The sequence below is a fragment of the Microcoleus anatoxicus genome (assembly GCF_042465725.1).
GTDB classification, from domain to species: domain Bacteria; phylum Cyanobacteriota; class Cyanobacteriia; order Cyanobacteriales; family Microcoleaceae; genus Microcoleus; species Microcoleus anatoxicus.
Genome location: NZ_CP120853.1, coordinates 4,919,313 through 4,935,214, shown reverse-complemented (window position 1 = coordinate 4,935,214; position 15,902 = coordinate 4,919,313). Strand labels below are relative to the sequence as shown.

Annotated in this window: 17 protein-coding genes; 8 read left to right on the top strand and 9 right to left on the bottom strand. The window is 44.2% G+C overall.

Going from position 1 to position 15,902, the window contains the following annotated elements; all coding sequences use genetic code 11:
* Window positions 1-3 precede the first annotated feature (3 nt).
* Both P2A85_RS21410 and P2A85_RS21405 read right to left on the bottom strand, forming a co-directional pair.
* Window positions 4-477 (bottom strand): TspO/MBR family protein, encoded by a 474-nt coding sequence (locus tag P2A85_RS21410; protein WP_371122084.1) that lies wholly within the window; start codon window positions 475-477, stop codon window positions 4-6.
* Window positions 478-746: 269 nt separating this feature from the next.
* Window positions 747-1,328, bottom strand: coding sequence for a hypothetical protein (locus tag P2A85_RS21405; RefSeq protein ID WP_377475389.1), 582 nt, complete (start codon window positions 1,326-1,328; stop codon window positions 747-749).
* 329 nt (window positions 1,329-1,657) lie between these two features.
* Between P2A85_RS21405 and P2A85_RS21400 the strand changes: the two genes are divergently transcribed.
* Window positions 1,658-2,014: a zinc ribbon domain-containing protein gene (locus tag P2A85_RS21400; protein ID WP_340518751.1), complete on the top strand. Its 357-nt coding sequence runs from the start codon at window positions 1,658-1,660 to the stop codon at window positions 2,012-2,014.
* 120 nt (window positions 2,015-2,134) lie between these two features.
* Here the strand turns inward: P2A85_RS21400 and P2A85_RS21395 are convergent, their stop codons facing one another.
* Entirely contained in the window at window positions 2,135-2,989 is an 855-nt protein-coding gene (locus P2A85_RS21395) for a DUF1232 domain-containing protein (RefSeq protein ID WP_377475387.1), read from the bottom strand.
* Window positions 2,990-3,100: 111 nt separating this feature from the next.
* Between P2A85_RS21395 and P2A85_RS21390 the strand changes: the two genes are divergently transcribed.
* Window positions 3,101-3,925 carry an NAD-dependent epimerase/dehydratase family protein gene (locus P2A85_RS21390; RefSeq protein ID WP_377475386.1) on the top strand — a complete coding sequence of 275 codons (825 nt, stop codon included), beginning with the start codon at window positions 3,101-3,103 and terminating at the stop codon, window positions 3,923-3,925.
* 155 nt (window positions 3,926-4,080) lie between these two features.
* Here P2A85_RS21390 and P2A85_RS21385 read toward each other — a convergent pair whose 3' ends face one another.
* The 4 genes from P2A85_RS21385 to P2A85_RS21370 form a co-directional block, all read right to left on the bottom strand.
* Entirely contained in the window at window positions 4,081-4,704 is a 624-nt protein-coding gene (locus P2A85_RS21385; RefSeq protein WP_377475385.1) for a class I SAM-dependent DNA methyltransferase, read from the bottom strand.
* Window positions 4,705-5,030: 326 nt separating this feature from the next.
* Window positions 5,031-5,657: an SAM-dependent methyltransferase gene (locus tag P2A85_RS21380; protein ID WP_340549982.1), complete on the bottom strand. Its 627-nt coding sequence runs from the start codon at window positions 5,655-5,657 to the stop codon at window positions 5,031-5,033.
* 236 nt (window positions 5,658-5,893) lie between these two features.
* Entirely contained in the window at window positions 5,894-7,156 is a 1,263-nt protein-coding gene (locus P2A85_RS21375; protein ID WP_377475384.1) for a SufS family cysteine desulfurase, read from the bottom strand.
* Between the two features lie 136 nt (window positions 7,157-7,292).
* Window positions 7,293-8,177 (bottom strand): PhzF family phenazine biosynthesis protein, encoded by an 885-nt coding sequence (locus P2A85_RS21370; protein ID WP_377475382.1) that lies wholly within the window; start codon window positions 8,175-8,177, stop codon window positions 7,293-7,295.
* 195 nt (window positions 8,178-8,372) lie between these two features.
* On the opposite strand from P2A85_RS21370, the gene P2A85_RS21365 reads away from it, so the two are divergent.
* Complete coding sequence (locus P2A85_RS21365) at window positions 8,373-9,434, top strand: mannose-1-phosphate guanylyltransferase (RefSeq protein ID WP_377475381.1); 1,062 nt, start codon at window positions 8,373-8,375, stop codon at window positions 9,432-9,434.
* 191 nt (window positions 9,435-9,625) lie between these two features.
* Here the strand turns inward: P2A85_RS21365 and P2A85_RS21360 are convergent, their stop codons facing one another.
* A complete protein-coding gene (locus P2A85_RS21360) occupies window positions 9,626-11,536 on the bottom strand; it encodes a hypothetical protein (protein WP_377475380.1) in 1,911 nt (636 codons plus the stop codon).
* Between the two features lie 77 nt (window positions 11,537-11,613).
* Here P2A85_RS21360 and P2A85_RS21355 point away from each other — a divergent pair, with 77 nt between their 5' ends.
* Window positions 11,614-11,895: a hypothetical protein gene (locus P2A85_RS21355; protein ID WP_377475379.1), complete on the top strand. Its 282-nt coding sequence runs from the start codon at window positions 11,614-11,616 to the stop codon at window positions 11,893-11,895.
* Between the two features lie 50 nt (window positions 11,896-11,945).
* Entirely contained in the window at window positions 11,946-12,170 is a 225-nt protein-coding gene (locus P2A85_RS21350; protein ID WP_371118157.1) for a hypothetical protein, read from the top strand.
* 135 nt (window positions 12,171-12,305) lie between these two features.
* On the opposite strand, the gene P2A85_RS21345 is transcribed toward P2A85_RS21350, so the two are convergent.
* Window positions 12,306-12,524 carry a hypothetical protein gene (locus P2A85_RS21345; protein WP_340518771.1) on the bottom strand — a complete coding sequence of 73 codons (219 nt, stop codon included), beginning with the start codon at window positions 12,522-12,524 and terminating at the stop codon, window positions 12,306-12,308.
* A gap of 135 nt (window positions 12,525-12,659) precedes the next feature.
* On the opposite strand from P2A85_RS21345, the gene egtC reads away from it, so the two are divergent.
* The 3 genes from egtC (at window position 12,660) to egtD (ending at window position 15,832) form a co-directional block, all read left to right on the top strand.
* The gene (egtC, locus tag P2A85_RS21340) at window positions 12,660-13,448 is read left to right on the top strand and encodes an ergothioneine biosynthesis protein EgtC (protein ID WP_377475377.1); all 789 of its coding nucleotides are present in this window, start codon (window positions 12,660-12,662) and stop codon (window positions 13,446-13,448) included.
* The gene (locus P2A85_RS21335) at window positions 13,420-14,655 is read left to right on the top strand and encodes an SUMF1/EgtB/PvdO family nonheme iron enzyme (protein ID WP_377481620.1); all 1,236 of its coding nucleotides are present in this window, start codon (window positions 13,420-13,422) and stop codon (window positions 14,653-14,655) included. Before egtC ends, P2A85_RS21335 begins: the two co-directional genes overlap by 29 nt.
* Window positions 14,656-14,791: 136 nt before the next feature.
* A complete protein-coding gene (gene egtD, locus P2A85_RS21330; RefSeq protein ID WP_377475376.1) occupies window positions 14,792-15,832 on the top strand; it encodes an L-histidine N(alpha)-methyltransferase in 1,041 nt (346 codons plus the stop codon).
* Window positions 15,833-15,902 lie beyond the last annotated feature (70 nt).

Genomic DNA, 15,902 nt, shown 5'->3' with positions numbered 1-15,902 from the left:
ATCTTAAACATCCGCTGGATTCAGCTCTATCATTGCCCAAGTGGTATAAGTGCCGATCGGACTCCACAGTATATAAGGCAGTAGTAACAGGGCCGCTGGTTCAGAAACTTGCAACACGCTTAAAGCCAGCATGACGCTTAAAATAGCGCCTGTCCCGCCAATAATGGTGCCGACTTTCAGGCTGCGAAGTTTGCACATCACCGACGTGTAAGACATAGTAACTATTTCTAAAAGCAGGTACAAAGCCATTCGCCACCAAGTCTCCTGAGTCCATGGTGATTTTTCCCAAACAATCACTGCTGACCAAGCTCCACAAATAAAAATTACCGTCCAAATTAACGGAATTGCTTTTTCAAATACTAACCATCTGGGACGTTGCAGTCGATTGAACCACTTAATATCGCTGGGCGCGATTAAGTTAGAAGCTAATCCTACTAGCAAAACAACAATTCCAATTACCATCCATGATTTAATCATTTTTCTATATTCAGTGAGTTGGACTGGTGCGATCGACTTATTATTATCTCTGATTTCGGCAGAGAACAAATCCCTCTGTAGTTATAAATTGATTTTTTATTGTAAAAAATGCCCCGCATTGAGGAAGTTTTTCCTAGCTAAAATAATTAAGTTTATTCCTACTTTTTTCTGCCATCTTCCTGCTTCCGTGTTCCTTCTTCCTGCTGGTAAAACTCCCCGACTTCTCTCAAAAGTCGGGGTTTTTGGTGTTTTTTTTTTAGGTTTTTCCCTTAGCCGAGTCGGTGGTGATGTTCTAATTCTAAACTAGGGTCGTCACTTTTTTTTGGGACTAACAGCGTATTACCACTGCTAGGTTGTAGCACTGCTTTTATTACTTGCAGAAAACGGTTCGGATTGGGGTTTTGACCGTTGAGCACACGGCGGTCTTTCACTTTTTTAGAAAGGTGTCGCATCACAGATAAATCTAGTTCGTCAATGAAATGATCTGCTATACGTTCTCCCATTAAATCAACAGCTTCAGAATACTGTTCGGTCAACATTTCTATAGCATCATAAGCTTCATTCGCTACTTGACTATCCACTGTTTGGTTCTGGTCCCCAGGGCTTTGAGAATAATCGCGACGGCGGTCTAAAAGACTTTGATAGTCAGCAATACTCATTCCCAAATTGTAAATGTGATGGTGGGCATGATCGATCAAGTCTACTTCGCTGGGATAGAAGAAACCGCGAGTGCTATTGATACCGTGCAGTTTTGCCCAACGTCGTAAAATTGCCTCGTCTTGCAGTTGATATCGCTCTAACATTTGAGCTGTTTTTAGCTCTACTTCTGGTGTAACTTTGAAATCGCTCATCCGTAAATCCTCGGTTGTGAGTACATAAATAAAATTGAAAGTTATGGTCAGTGATTTTTGTGCTGTCAGAAAATTACCATCGATCCTGTGACGGCATTAAGCCAGGTTTCGGGTCATTTGCTAGCCGTCGATCGAGCTCTAGTTGTGCAAACTGCTACGGCGATCGGGTGAGGATCGGGAAAGAGCCTTGTCTCGATCGCGATCTCCACCAACTGCACAGGGTTAATTATATAGCTGATGGCAGTTTGTCAATGACTATTTAAAATAGTAAATTTTACTTATTTCAGTTGAATTTAGAGTGATTTTCAGCTAAAATAGTCGAAACAAGTGTGCAATTAATAATTTTAGTAGTTGCGATCGAGATTTTTGCTATGCCTGTATACGATTATTTCTGTTCCAGCAACAACCAGCAGCTAGAAGTTTGGCACAGTATGAGCCTGGAAGTTTCGACTTGGGGCCAACTGTGTGAGTTGGCTAAGTGTGAACTTGGAGACACGCCCGCAGATGCGACGGTGCGCCGATTGCTGAGCGCCCCCAGGTTGATGAAGCCCACTTCCGACACGGAATATAAAAATCAGGGCTTCAGCAAGTACGTCAAGCGGGATGAAGGCGTTTATGAAAATGTGACGGCATCAGATGGTGAAAGCCGGATTGTGAATCGAGAAGGCAAACCTCTTAAAGAATGATCCGCTAGACTCATTAAATCCTTAGTGAGGGCTTTATTCCCATTGATAACTTTAGGTTCTTGATGACTAAAGTCCTCATTACTCACCAATTTAATGGGAGTTGATTAACCAGACTTAATATTATGTGCCAAACCAATCTTTCATTTTCTGTTTAGCTTGTTGTTTGGTGTCAGCATTAATATATACGGAAACAGTAGCGATGGCTGCTAATAATACTCCCAAATCATCGGTAAATCCGATGCCAACTAATACATCGGGAATGGCATCGACCGGAGATATAAAATAAGTCAAAGCTCCAATTACCACGCCTTTTGCCCAACCAGGAACCTTGGGATTCTGAGCAGTGTAGTATAGTATCAAAGCTTTTTCAACTACTTCTTTGCCGGCGGTTAAAGCAAATTGTTTCAGTTGAGCCCAAAAGGTTTCATCGGAGTAATTAGTTTTGGCATTACTCATGTTTGTGGCAGTTAATTTGGGATCGATTAAATCTAGAGGAATGCCAGCAGTTTTGAGTCGGGAAACACCAGACTTGAAAGATGCTGATGCTTGAGTTGGATGCGGTGCCACTTCCCTAATTTTTTTGAAATCTGCGATGGACTCTTGCATAGCTTGAATTTGCTCGTCCGAAATTCTTAACTGTGTTTGGGCAAATGCGATCGCTTCACTTTCTTTCGGATGAATGCTATTATTTGCCCAAGCAATGCTGACGGCAAAATACATGATTCCCAAACGGAGTGTATCAGCAGAGGTGGCGAGAGTTCCCAAACAGTCTTTGAGGGCGGGGGGACTAGCTATGTAGGAGTGAATTTGAGTCTTGGCTGATTCAGAAAATTGGTCTAAATTTATGGTTTTAAACAGCAGATTTAGTTCGTCAATATCCACGGAACCATCCGCGGCTGCGATGGCAAATAAAGCTCCATAAAAGGCTAAAAGTTCACTTTCTGAGGATGTGGCAAAAATATTTGTTTCAGACATGATGCTAATCCAGTCGATCGCGACGATTGACATTTTACCACAAAAATGACAGCAAAATATCGTCGAAACCGGTAATAATTTGAGAGAGGATGAAACCAAGGAGAATTTTTGATGAAAGTTGCGATCGTCGGTTGTGGGTATGTGGGTACAACCGTAGCTAAAAATTTACGCACAAAATCTGATTATACCGTGACTGTGACTACCACCACCAGGGAACGAGTGGCCCAGTTGGAGGCAATTGTCCACCGAGTGGCTGTGCTTAAAGGAAATGACAAAGAGGCGATCGCTGCTTTATTGCAAGACCAAGATGCTGTTATGCTATGTGTAGGCGCTCCCAATCCTGATGCTTATCAGGAAAGTTACTTAGATACAGCAACTACTTTGGTATCAGTTTTAAAGGAGAACCCCACAGTCAAGCAGGTGATTTATACAGGGACTTATTCAGTGTATGGCGATCGCCAAGGTGCAGTAGTCAATGAAGAGTCACCAGTCGCACCCGCTAATCCCAACGGTGAAATTCTCGCAGAAACAGAACGAGTTTTATTAACAGCATCAAGTCCAAATCTCAAAGTTTGCATTCTCCGATTGGGTGGAATTTATGGACCTGGACGAGAATTGGTGAAAATCTTTGGACGTTGGGCCGGCACTACTCGTCCTGGTCGAGGAGAAGATGCTACTAATTGGGTACATCTTGATGATATTGTTGGGGGATTAATTTTTGCTTGGGAACAGGGATTGCAGGGAGTTTATAATTTAGTGGGAGATGTGCCGCTATCGAGTAGTCAATTGCTCGATCGCATTTTTGAAGCTAATAATTTGCCTCAAGTTACTTGGGATGGAAGCCCCAGCGTCCGTCCTTATAATGCTAGGGTGTCCAATCTCAAGATTAAGGAAGCGGGTTATGAATTTATTCATCCTGAAATTCGGGAGTTTTAGTTGAAAATTTCCCTTTGGGATAGCTTTAATTCACGCTTTTGAAACTACAATTTTCTGGCATCCCCGATGCCAGTGCCACAGTGAAAGCCAATTAAAAAGGGCGATCGACCGTTAATAGTCGATACACCCAGATGCAATTTATCTACTAATAAGACTTACAAACGCTGAAACAAATCCATCCGATAGCGTTTGTGATGACGCGCTAAATCGAGCATCAAAAAGTTTTTACGTGGATCGCCTAGGTGTTTCAAAGATGATGCAGAATTTTCGACAAAAGTATCGTGAACTATGTCACCATTCAAGATGAAGCTTTCTACTGGATACCTAAAGTGAACCATCAAAAGATAACCGCCGGGAAGTAATTGATTAAGGATTTTTTTCTTGGTTTTCTGGATGTCTTCTTTCGTCAAATAATAGCCCACTTCTGAGAATAAAATTAAATCAAATTGCTCAGTAGGAAACTGTTGGGGTATTTGCATCTGCTCGAACCGCACCTGGGGCAGGTTTATACAGCGTTTCCGCGCTTCCTCTAATCCTACTTCTGAATAATCTACTGACAGTAGTCTGTCACATTTTGGAGCTAGTTTTTCTGTAAGTACACCGATGGCACATCCGATTTCAAAAGCATTTTTGAATCTGCCTTTGGGCAAGGATCTGATTGTTGTTCTGAATTTACTGGTTTCGTAAAAGCTAGAGGTGTATCCCCAAGGATCTGTACTTTGGCGATAGGTTTCATCAAAAAAGCTGGATGGCACTGAGTCTGACTCTGAAGGTTTCATCACTAACCTCTCTCTGTTAAATATTATTTAAATATAATACCAGAAAGTACCCAATATCCTGCATAGAATTTTTAAATTATATCAAAGCCTGTAATCAGCTCTCTATTTTCTCCCTCTGTGTCAAGAGTGTTCTCTGCGGTTAAATAATTCCTAGTGCAATCCTTGCAGGAGTCGTAAATTTTTTACCCCACCCCAACCCTCCCCTTAGCAAGGGGAGGGAGTAAGAAGTTCACAAATGATTTAGGATTGCTATAGCTCATGAAAAAAGGGCGATCGACCCTTAATAGAGTCGATACACCCTGATGCAATCTATCTGCTGATGAGACTTACAAACGCTGAAACAAATCCATCCGATAGCGTTTGTGATGACGCGCTAAATCAAGCATCAAAAACTTTTTGCGTGGATCGCCTAGGTGTTTCAAAGAAGATGCAGAATTTTGGACAAAAGTATCGTGAATCGTCTCCCCATCCAGGATAAAATAATCCCCCGCTGTACCTCGATAATGAACCATCAACAGATATCCGCCCGGAAGTAAGTGGTCAATAATTTTTTGTTTAGTTTCCAGCAAATCTTCCATCGTCAAAAAAAAGCCAACTTCTGAGAATAAAATTAAATCGAAATTCTCAGTGGGGAACTGCTTGGGTATCTGCATCTGCTCGAACCGCACCTGGGGGAGATGGCTACAGCGTTTCCGTGCTTCCACTAATCCTAATTCTGAATAATCTACTGACAGTAGTCTGTCACACTTTGGAGCTAGTTTTTCTGTAAGCACACCGATAGCACACGCAATTTCAAAAGCATTTTTGAACTGGACTTTAGGCAAAGCTCTGATTGTGGCTCGGAATTTACTGATTTCATTAAAATTAGTCGTGTACCCCCATGGATCGGGATTTTCACGGAAGGTTTCATCGAAGATGCTGGGTGGTGTTGATTGCTGTTGTGAAGGTTCCATCACTAACCTCTCTGTGTCAAATATTATTTAAATATAATACCAGAAAGTACCAAATATCCTGCATGGGATTTTTGAATTATATCAAAACCTGTATTCAAATCTGTATTTTCTCCCTCTGTGTCAAGAGTGTTCTCTGCGGTTAAATAATTCCTAGTGCATGAAAAAAGGGCGATCGACCCTTAATAGTCGATGCACCCTGATTCAATGTAGGTGGGGGAAATACCCAAACTACCAACTTATCCCATAATCCCGGCGAAAAAGTCGATCGTCTCTTTCAATGCTTTCACAAACACATCAATCTCCTCGCGAGTATTGTAAAAATATAAACTTGCCCGCGCCGTCGATGAAAGGTTCAAATAGCGGTGCAAAGCTTGCGTGCAGTGATGCCCCGATCGAATTGCGATTCCCTCCTCATCCAACATGGTAGCCAAGTCTTGAGGGTGAATTTCTCCCGCTGTAAATGCCGCTAACGCCGCCCTACCTTCACCGTTGCTGTCTGGTTGCGGCCCGTAGATTTTAATCTGTGGAATTTGCCGCAATTGTTGGAATAGATAAGCCGTTAATTCTGCTTCGCAAGCATGAATCTTATCCATGCCGATGTTACTAAGATAATCGATCGCGGCACCAAGGGCGATCGCCTCTCCGATGGCTGGCGTCCCCGCTTCAAACTTGTGCGGCAAATCGGCATAGGTGGAATATTCGAGAAACACCTCAGCAATCATTTCACCACCGCCGAAAAACGGAGGCATTTCTCTCAGCAAGTCCAACTTGCCATATAAAAAACCGATGCCAGTGGGAGCGCACATTTTGTGTCCGGAAGCAACCAGCCAATCGCAATCCATTGCCTGCACATCTATTACCATATGTGGCACGCTTTGGCAAGCATCAATTAAAACTTTTGCGCCATAAGTGTGGGCAATTTCACAGATTTGTTTAACTGGATTGATGCAGCCCAAAGTATTAGAAACATGAACTATGGAGACTAACTTAGTTCGAGAGGAAATCAGCGTTTTAAACTGTTCTAAATCAAACTCCTGAGTCTCAGTTAGTTCCACAAACTTGAGTACCGCGCCAGTTTTTTGAGCTATCATTTGCCAAGGAACGAGATTGCTATGGTGTTCCATTACTGACAGGATGATTTCATCTCCTGCTTGCAGATTGTTCAAACCCCAAGAGTAAGCAACTAAATTAATCGCTTCGGTAGCATTGCGAGTGTAGACAATTTCTTGGCGGGAAGCTGCATTGATAAAAGCAGCCACTTTATCTCTAGCGCCTTCGTAAGCATCTGTGGCTTTTCCACTGAGAGTGTGGGCACCCCGGTGAACATTGGAATTGTATTTTTCGTAGTAATCGCGCCAAGCGTTGAGGACAGCTAAAGGTTTTTGAGATGTAGCTGCATTGTCGAGATACACTAGGGGTTTACCGTTGACTTTTTCCTTCAGAATTGGGAAGTCACCGCGAACTTTTGAGGCTAAGGTTTTTTCTTGAATAAGTGTCATATTTTTCAGAAGTGATTTGTCGTTGGGTGGGGGCGGGTTGATGAGATTGTTGGTTTTAGGCAATGATTATTCGAGAAACCCGCCCCTTGTATTTTAAAATAGTTGGTTAGTCGATCGCCATATTTTTCAGCGGATTCTAAACAAATTCTCCTTTAGCAACCATTACAACTTTACCACCTACCAACACTTCTATTTTTTCTTCATTTTTCGCTGATTGCAACAACAGTAGCGAAGGTCGATCGATCTCATAACCTTGCTCGACTCTCACATTAATCTTTTCTGCCCTATAATAAGCATATTCGACCAAATATCCAGCCAAACAGCCATTTGCACTCCCGGTGGCCGGATCTTCGGGAATTCCTAAAGAATGGGCAAAAACTCGGACGCTCAAGTCATTAATATCATTGTAAGTTTCGGGACAAAATATCAAAATCTCTTTGGCTTCTGTAGTCTGAATCAGCTCAAAATATTGCTCTAAGTTGACTTTAGCTTTCTTGAGCGAGGTCAGTTTTTTGAGAGGTACTATTATGAATGGTACTCCCGTGGAAACTTCTTGAATTGGGAATCCATCGTCTATTTCATCTCGTCCTAAATTCAGCACCATTGCGAGTGTTTCGGCTGATAACACTTGACCAAAAGTAGGGGAGTTTTGTCGCATCCATAAAATATCTGCGGCTGCATTTTGATAGCTGAAAGTAACTGGAATTTGACCAACGGCTAGATTTAAAATAACTTGTTCTACAGGTTTGTTGATAATCTGTTGCTGCAAAACGAATGCTGTTCCTAATGTGGGATGACCGGCAAAGGGCAATTCTTTTTTTGGGGTGAATATCCGCACATCGTAGCCGCCGTTTTGTGGTTGGGGCGATCGCACAAACGTAGTTTCTGAATAATTGATTTCCCTGGCTATCATCAGCATTTCGCTCTCAGATAACTCTGCCACTCCCGCACCGCAAAAGACAGCTAGCTGGTTGCCAGCATATTTTGACTCTGCAAACACGTCAACTATATAAAAATTCATAATTAGGTTTCTGGTAAAAGTCGATCGCCCACCGATCATACTAATTGGATTGACAAGTTGACCAAAAATCCGCGATCGGAGGGTCTTTAATCTATACTCAATAAAAAAAATAGCATCTCACTCAATTATCTCACCATCGTTTGCATCCCTCAAGCTATCAAGGCAAAATAGATGTGAACTGTTTAACCTCAAATCATGACCAGAACCTTAATTCCTGTGATTCTCGCCGGCGGTAAAGGCGAACGTTTTTGGCCGCTAAGTCGCAAGCAGCGCCCCAAGCAGTTTTTGAGTCTCGATGGTAGCGGTAAGAGTTTGCTGCAAGCTACTGCTGAAAGACTATTAACATTAGGTAACGGCTGGGAAGATTTGTGGGTAGTAACATCAGAAATGTTGGCCGAGGGTGTGCGCGAACAGTTACCGCTGCTACCTCCTGAGAATTTGCTGGCGGAACCGGAGGGGAGGGATACTGCGCCTGCGGTGGCTTGGACGGCTATAGAAACGGCTAAGCGTTACGGTGAGGATGCGGTTGTCGGGTTTTTCCCGGCGGATCACTGGATTGGGGAACCGGAGGAGTTTGAGAAGACTTTGGCGGCGGCGGCGGATTTGGCGAAAAATCAGGATGCGATCGCCACTTTGGGAGTCAAACCGAGCTATGCTTCCACTGGTTATGGCTACATCGAACAAGGGGAGGAAATCGGCAGTTTTGGCGGTTTTCCTGCGTACCGCGTCGCCCGGTTTACCGAAAAGCCCGATCGCGCCACCGCTGAGGAATTTGTAGCCAGCGGCAAATTTAGTTGGAATGGCGGAATTTTTGTGTTTCGAGTTGGCACTGTCTTGACAGAATTGCGCAATTATGTACCGGAAATGATGGCTGCTTTGGAGGCAAAAGGGGCCGAGGCTTACTCGGAATTGCCGAAAATTAGCATTGATTATGCGCTGATGGAAAAGACGCAAAAAGCCTGTGTTTTGCCTGTAGGATTTAGTTGGGACGATTTGGGAGATTGGAATGCGATCGCCCGTTTGCTGCAAGGAGACAAGCCGAATGTCGAATTAGCAAAACACGTCGGCATTGATACCAAAGGAGGCATTTTCTATGCAGCGGATGAGAATGAAGTCATTGTCACCATTGGTTTAGAAGATGTGGTAGTTGTCAGAGATGGCAATGTGACTTTGATTGTGAAAAAAGAGAGAACCCAGGAGATTAAACAGGTAATTAAGGTATTGGGAGAAGATGAGAAATTGCAATATTTATTGTAAGTAACTGAGGACACGGCATTGCCGTGTCTCTATCCCAAAACGATCGCGAATTATATAGTTTCCGGTTGCATCGGAAGGAAATCCCCCCCACGGAGGCAAGGAGGGAGGGGAGAAATTAGCCACTAAAATCAAAAATGGGGTGAGTCACCCGAAGTTGGGATGAAACACCCCTACAGTCACCAGAATTGATGTTAAACCTTAGCCTCAACCCAAACAGTCAGCCCTTCAACCCTCAAACCTTTGCCGCGACTGCCGCAATATTGGCCGTTAGAAGTTGTGGGAGTATCGCCGATATTCTGAATGTGAGCAGTGTAAAGTACGTTGTATTTATCAGCCTGGGCTCCTGTTAGCCGCACCGCAAATCCTTCAATCCGCTTAGCTTTTCCCCGGAATCCTGCTAACTCTCCTTCTTCGATCCAAGCGGTATCGCCAACACCTTCGACATGGGCCATGTACTGCAATTTGAGACCGGCGACGGGAGGGTCTATTTTAATCTGAAACCCTTCGACGCGACGCTTTTGAGCGCGAGTGCCGGCATATTCTCGATCGCTAAAAGTGCGATCGCCAATTCCTTGAATATGTGTTAACACTTTTAAGCTGACTGGTTGGGCTGGTTGAGCCTTGGCTGATGGCACAACCCAAACTGTGATACCTTCTACTCTCAATGCTTTCCCGCGAGTGCCACAATATTCACCGTTGGAGGCTACTTTTGTGTCGCCGATATTCTGAATGTGAGCATTGTAAAATATGTCGTATTTACTAGCTTGGTCCCCGCTCAATCGCAGAGCAAATCCTTCAATTCGTTTCCCCTTACCCCGGAAACCTGCTAATTCCTGTTCGCTCACCCAAGGAGTGTCGCCGACACCTTCAACGTGAGCCATATACTCGACTTTTAAGTCGGGAATTGCTGGCTCTAAATTCACTTGAAATCCTTCGACGCGCCGCCCTTGAGCTTTGGTTCCTGCGTATTGTTGAGAATCAAAAGTGCGATCGCCAATTCCCTGAATGTGCACCAAAACTTTTAATCCCACAGCCCCCTCTACGGGCGCTGGTGAAGCCCCTGTCGGTGCCCCAAAGACAATGTTCCCGGAGCTTTTTGTCTGGATAGATTTAGGCATTTCCATGCTGGGAACAATAATCACTTCGTGCATGGGGGCTGAGGGTGCCGGTGATTCCAAAATTTTGATCTCTGGCACCACTGCAACTTGTTTCGGGGGCGCGACCTTTCCCGACGGGATGACGATGACTTCTGGTAATGGTTCAGCAACTGCTGCTGGTACGGGTTTAACTGTGGCTGGTGCGGCTATTTTAGGGGCGATTTGTGTCTCGTTAACGGTCAATTTCCCTCTGGAAATGGCAACAGCTATTTGTTTACCAAAGGCGGCGCTGACGATTTCTTCCAGGATGACCCACTGTTCGTCATTTAGTTTATCTTGTTGTTCGACGAGGGCGAGCACTGCCGCCACTGGGTGTTTGCCGCTGACTAAGGATTCTGCATCGGAGTGCAGTTGGGTTGGGGTTGATTCGGCAATGGCGCGCTGAAGCTCGCGGGCTTTACTATGTACTGATTGTAGTGGCCCAAAGTCGCTTTGTTCCCGGTGGGCGATCGCTAATACTCGATCGATCGCTGTTAGGGCTTGGGAGCGAATTTCTGCTTTCCCTTCAGAGGCGGAGATTGTCTGGACTAAGTTTTGAATTTCTTGGAGGGAGGTAATTTCTCCGGGTACTAGAGCACTGTTGCTGAGTTCAAGAGCTTGTTTTTGGACGACGAAAAAATTGCGACTGTAACTTACTATTTCTTGCAGCAAGTTTTCTGACGGAGGAAGACCGGATTGTTGGAGTTGTTTGGCGGAGTGTGCGAGTCGATCGGCCAAACTAGGATAGGTTTCCGATAGTCCGGCAATTTGTTGTAGCAAATCTTTATGAGTTGGTTCCATAGTCTGTCGTAAATATTTAACTTGCTGATTATAGACGTTGAGTGTCCTTGAGAGTGCCACAGATAGAATGCCCAAGCACTTCTGGCTTCGGCGGAACCCAGATTTTTCTTGCCATTCCTCCTGGCTATTGTGATCGAAGTCACATCTAGCTCCACTGCTAGTCACAGTTTACAACTGTTGCAGTCACTGCATGAAAGCCACAATGTCACACAAACTAGACCTTACCCGTCACCGTCAAATCCATGGCTATTGTCGATACTGAAGCTACCCCAATGTTGAAAGCAATAAGTTTTATGGTAATGATTCGCGACCTTGCCCAACAAGCTATGACCATCGGTTATCTGACTATTGAAGCAGAAAATCTTTTGCGCCGGATGCTAACCACCACCACCTATGAATTAGAAGACTTAAATGCTTTTATGACTTTGCAGCTAGCAACTATGTCGGGAATGGTGAAACAAGAGTCTCGTGAATTGAGAGAATGTCAATACTTTTCTGAAGTCGTCTCTAAGACTTCCAATTAGGAATTAATCGACTGTTTGTACATTGAGAATTAGTAAGGAATCTAGAAATCATGGTGATTCGTGACGTTGTAAAAAAAGCTATTGCGGCTGGATATCTGACCTTGGAAGCCGAAAATGAAATAGCGCACGTTTTCTCGTCAGCGAAATGCGACTTGGAAGATTTGAATGCTTTTATGAGTTTGCAGTTGGCGGCGATGGCTGGCCGTGTGAAGCAACAATCTATGGAATCGATTGACTTGGAAGACAATTCTGAGCTGGGTAAAAAAATTTGGTAATAGGTACACAATATAAGTTCGGTTACGTTGTCGGGGAAAGCGAGCTCGATACAATGTCGCCCGCTTTCACACAATTTGGGTGTCAACTGAAACAGTTGACTTGATGCAATCGAAAAGTTAACTGCTTATCTGTATTCAGTCGATCGAGATTGACTGAGGCCCATTACTTGACGGATTGGTGGTTTCGCTGGCGGGTGGTGTGTAGGAAGTTGAACCCGCTTGCTCATCGATCCAGCTTTTCACTGGGTCTTCCTGAAGATTAAGTCGTAGCAGGCCCGACACAAATCCGCCCGTAAATGCGATCGGCTGTTGGAACAATTCTTTGACTACCGGGATGAGTTCGTCGAGGAACATTCAAGATTCTCCTTGTGCTACTGGGGTGATACTGTTAATTAATCTTAACTGTTTTTGATAAAAGTTAAATAATGTAGTAAGTTCTAGCCTATTCGGGTTATACCTTCTGCTCTCTCAATTTCCTAGAAAAATTTTATGTGCCGTTTGCTTGGCTATCTCGGCGGGCCGATTTTACTCGATTCTCTTCTGTACAAGCCGGAACATTCCTTAATTGTGCAGAGTTACCAACCCCGCGAAATGACTTCAGGTCTACTCAATGCTGACGGTTTTGGCATTGGTTGGTATCACTCCCACCTAGATACGGACCCGTTTGTCTATAAAAATATACAACCAATTTGGAGCGACATCAACCTTCCGAGTATCAGTAGATACGTGGAATCAGGATGTGCTCTAGCCTATGTTCGCAGTGCAACGGTGGGACAAGCTGTGGATTTGAGCAACTGTCAGCCTTTTGGGTACAACCGTCTCATGTTTGTTCACAACGGCTTTGTGAAGAATTTTCGGCAAAGTCTTTACAGACCAATTCGCGATCGCCTCAACGATGCTACCTATCAATTAATTAATGGTACTACAGATTCCGAGCATATTTTTGGTCTGTTTGTCAATGAATTGACAGCGCCAAATATGACTCTAGAAGTCGCTTTGCGAAATGCACTAACAACTTTGGCAGAACTGGCAAACTTCAATGGAGTTGAATTTTCAGCTAATATAATTGTCAGCGATGGAAACCAGTTAGTTGCCTCTCGCTTTGCTTCCAAAAAGGCTCCTCCTTCCCTCTATTGGCTGCGGGACGACCCGAATTTTCCAGAAGCGGTGATTATTGCTTCCGAACCTTTATTTGTCGGCAATTGGCATGAGTGTCCACCACAAAGTATTATCAGTACGGGAAAAGACGGTGATCTCAAAATCAATTCTATCTTGTAGAGAGGCTATTTATCGAGATTTGCAACAGTCTCGTCGCGGCACTTTCGAGCTATTTTCAGGGATGGATTACGATACTTTCTGTAGGCAAATTCATCCAGATTTTAGTCCGGTTGGCTGGCATTTAGGTCACATTGCTTATACGGAGGATTTGTGGCTATTGCAGAAATGTGGTAAAATCAAACCAGTATTTCCTAAGTATCACAAGCTGTTTGCTGCTGATATTTTACCGAAGCAAGAACGGGTTTATTTGCCAACAATTCCCGAAGTTGAATTATATCTGGATGAGGTCAGAAAAAAGGTTCTGGATTATTTGGAAATAGCGCCGATCGCACAGCAAGAGCGTCTGTGGCAATTTATTATTCAACATGAAAGTCAGCACTGCGAAACCGTGGCTTTTTTGTTGCAAATGCAGCAGGAGAGGGGACCTGGGGAGAGTGGGCGACCAATTCCCGATGAATTGCCAATGCCCAATTCAGCGATTGAAATTCCGGCCGGGGAATTTTACATGGGAAGCGATCGCGTTGAAGCTTTGGATAATGAGCGATCGCGCCACCTATGCTATTTGGACAAATACTCGATCGACCGCTATCCAGTTACTTGCGATCAATACCGCCATTTCATGGCATCTGACGGCTATCAAAACCCTCAGTGGTGGTCCGCAGAAGGTTGGAAATGGCTGCAATCTAATTTAGTCGATCGCCCGCTTTACTGGTCAGACAATCCCGCTAGGAACAATCACCCAGTTTGCGGTGTCAGTTGGTACGAAGCAGAAGCATACTGCAATTTCATCGGCAAGCGACTACCCACAGAATCCGAATGGGAAAAAGCAGCCAGTTGGGATTCAGCAAATCAAACTCAGCGCACCTATCCTTGGGGAGAAGAATTACCAAATTCATCCCTATGCAACCACGGCAATAAGATTGGGAACACAGCCCCAGTTGATAAATTTCCCCAGGGAGCCAGTAGCTTTGGCTGCTGCGATATGTTAGGCAATGTTTGGGAGTGGACAGCTTCCACTTTTGATGCTTATCCAGGATTTGAAAGTTATCCTTATACTGGCTATTCTCAAGCATATTTCGATGGAGAACACCGAGTTTTAAAAGGTGGCAGTTGGGCGACTCATGCTCCATCACTGCGATCGAGTTTTCGCAATTGGTATTATCCGGGCGTGCGACAAATCATCGCTGGCTTTCGGTGCGCTCAATGATTTTGGCTAATTGGTAAGTAATTGGGCACAAATGAATGTAACCTAACAAAGAGCAGAAACCCGGTTTCTTTGAGAAACCGGGTTTCTAGATGAGTGAATACGTGCTTTACCCATTCGTGCATCTTAAATTTACGCTATGACAACATCCTCAAGACTGTCTGAAACTACAAATTCAGCCTCAACGAAGGACAATCGCTTACACCTAGAGCGACTGGTGAGTACGAAGACACCGACAGCCACAGAAATCAATGCAGGCTGCGATGTAGTTAGCGGGTTGACTCAAACCCCAAAATCCTTGCCTCCTAAGTATTTCTACGACGATCGTGGCTCGAACCTATTTGAGTTGATTTGTCAACTGCCAGAATATTACGTGACACGTACTGAGGCAGCGATTTTGGAAGAATGTGCGGGGGCGATCGCCAACTTAACAGGCCCCTGTGAAATTGTCGAACTAGGTAGCGGTAGTTCCACCAAAACACGGATTCTCCTCGATGCTTACAGTCAACGGGAATATCCCCTGCATTATTTACCCATAGACATCAGTCCCACCATCCTAGAAAGCAGCGCCTTTCAACTGTTAGCAGAGTATCCATCACTCCAGATTCACGGACTTGTCAGCACCTACGAGTTAGCTTTGGCAAAAATTGCCCCATCGCCATTGCCAACCCGAATGATTTGTTTTTTAGGCAGCACCCTTGGCAATCTTAGCCCTGAAGAATGCGATGTATTCTTCTCACAAATTGTCGGCGCATTGCAGCCAGGAGAGTATTTTTTGTTAGGCATTGACTTAGACAAATCTAAGGAGATTTTAGAGCCAGCCTACGATGACAATCAAGGGGTGACGGCGGCATTTAATGTGAATATGCTGAGGCATTTGAATCGGAAATATGAGGGAAATTTTGATTTGACGCAGTTCGAGCATTGGGCATTTTACAATCAAGCAGAATGTCAAATAGAAATGCACTTAAAAAGCAAAAAAGCACAAACAGTCAACTTGCGCGCTCTCAATTTAACGGTTGAATTTGCAGCAGGAGAAACTATCAGAAGTGAAATTTCCCGCAAGTTCAAACTCCCTAATATGCAGGAACAACTTGCCAGTCGCGGTTTAGTGCCTGTGCAAGTTTGGACCGATCCAAATCAGTGGTTTGGTTTGATACTTTGTCAGAGGTCAGTTTAAGATTAAATTAACCGCGAAGGCGCGTCTGACATTAAATCAGAGAAAAAAAGGAATGCAGCTCTTCCTTCGC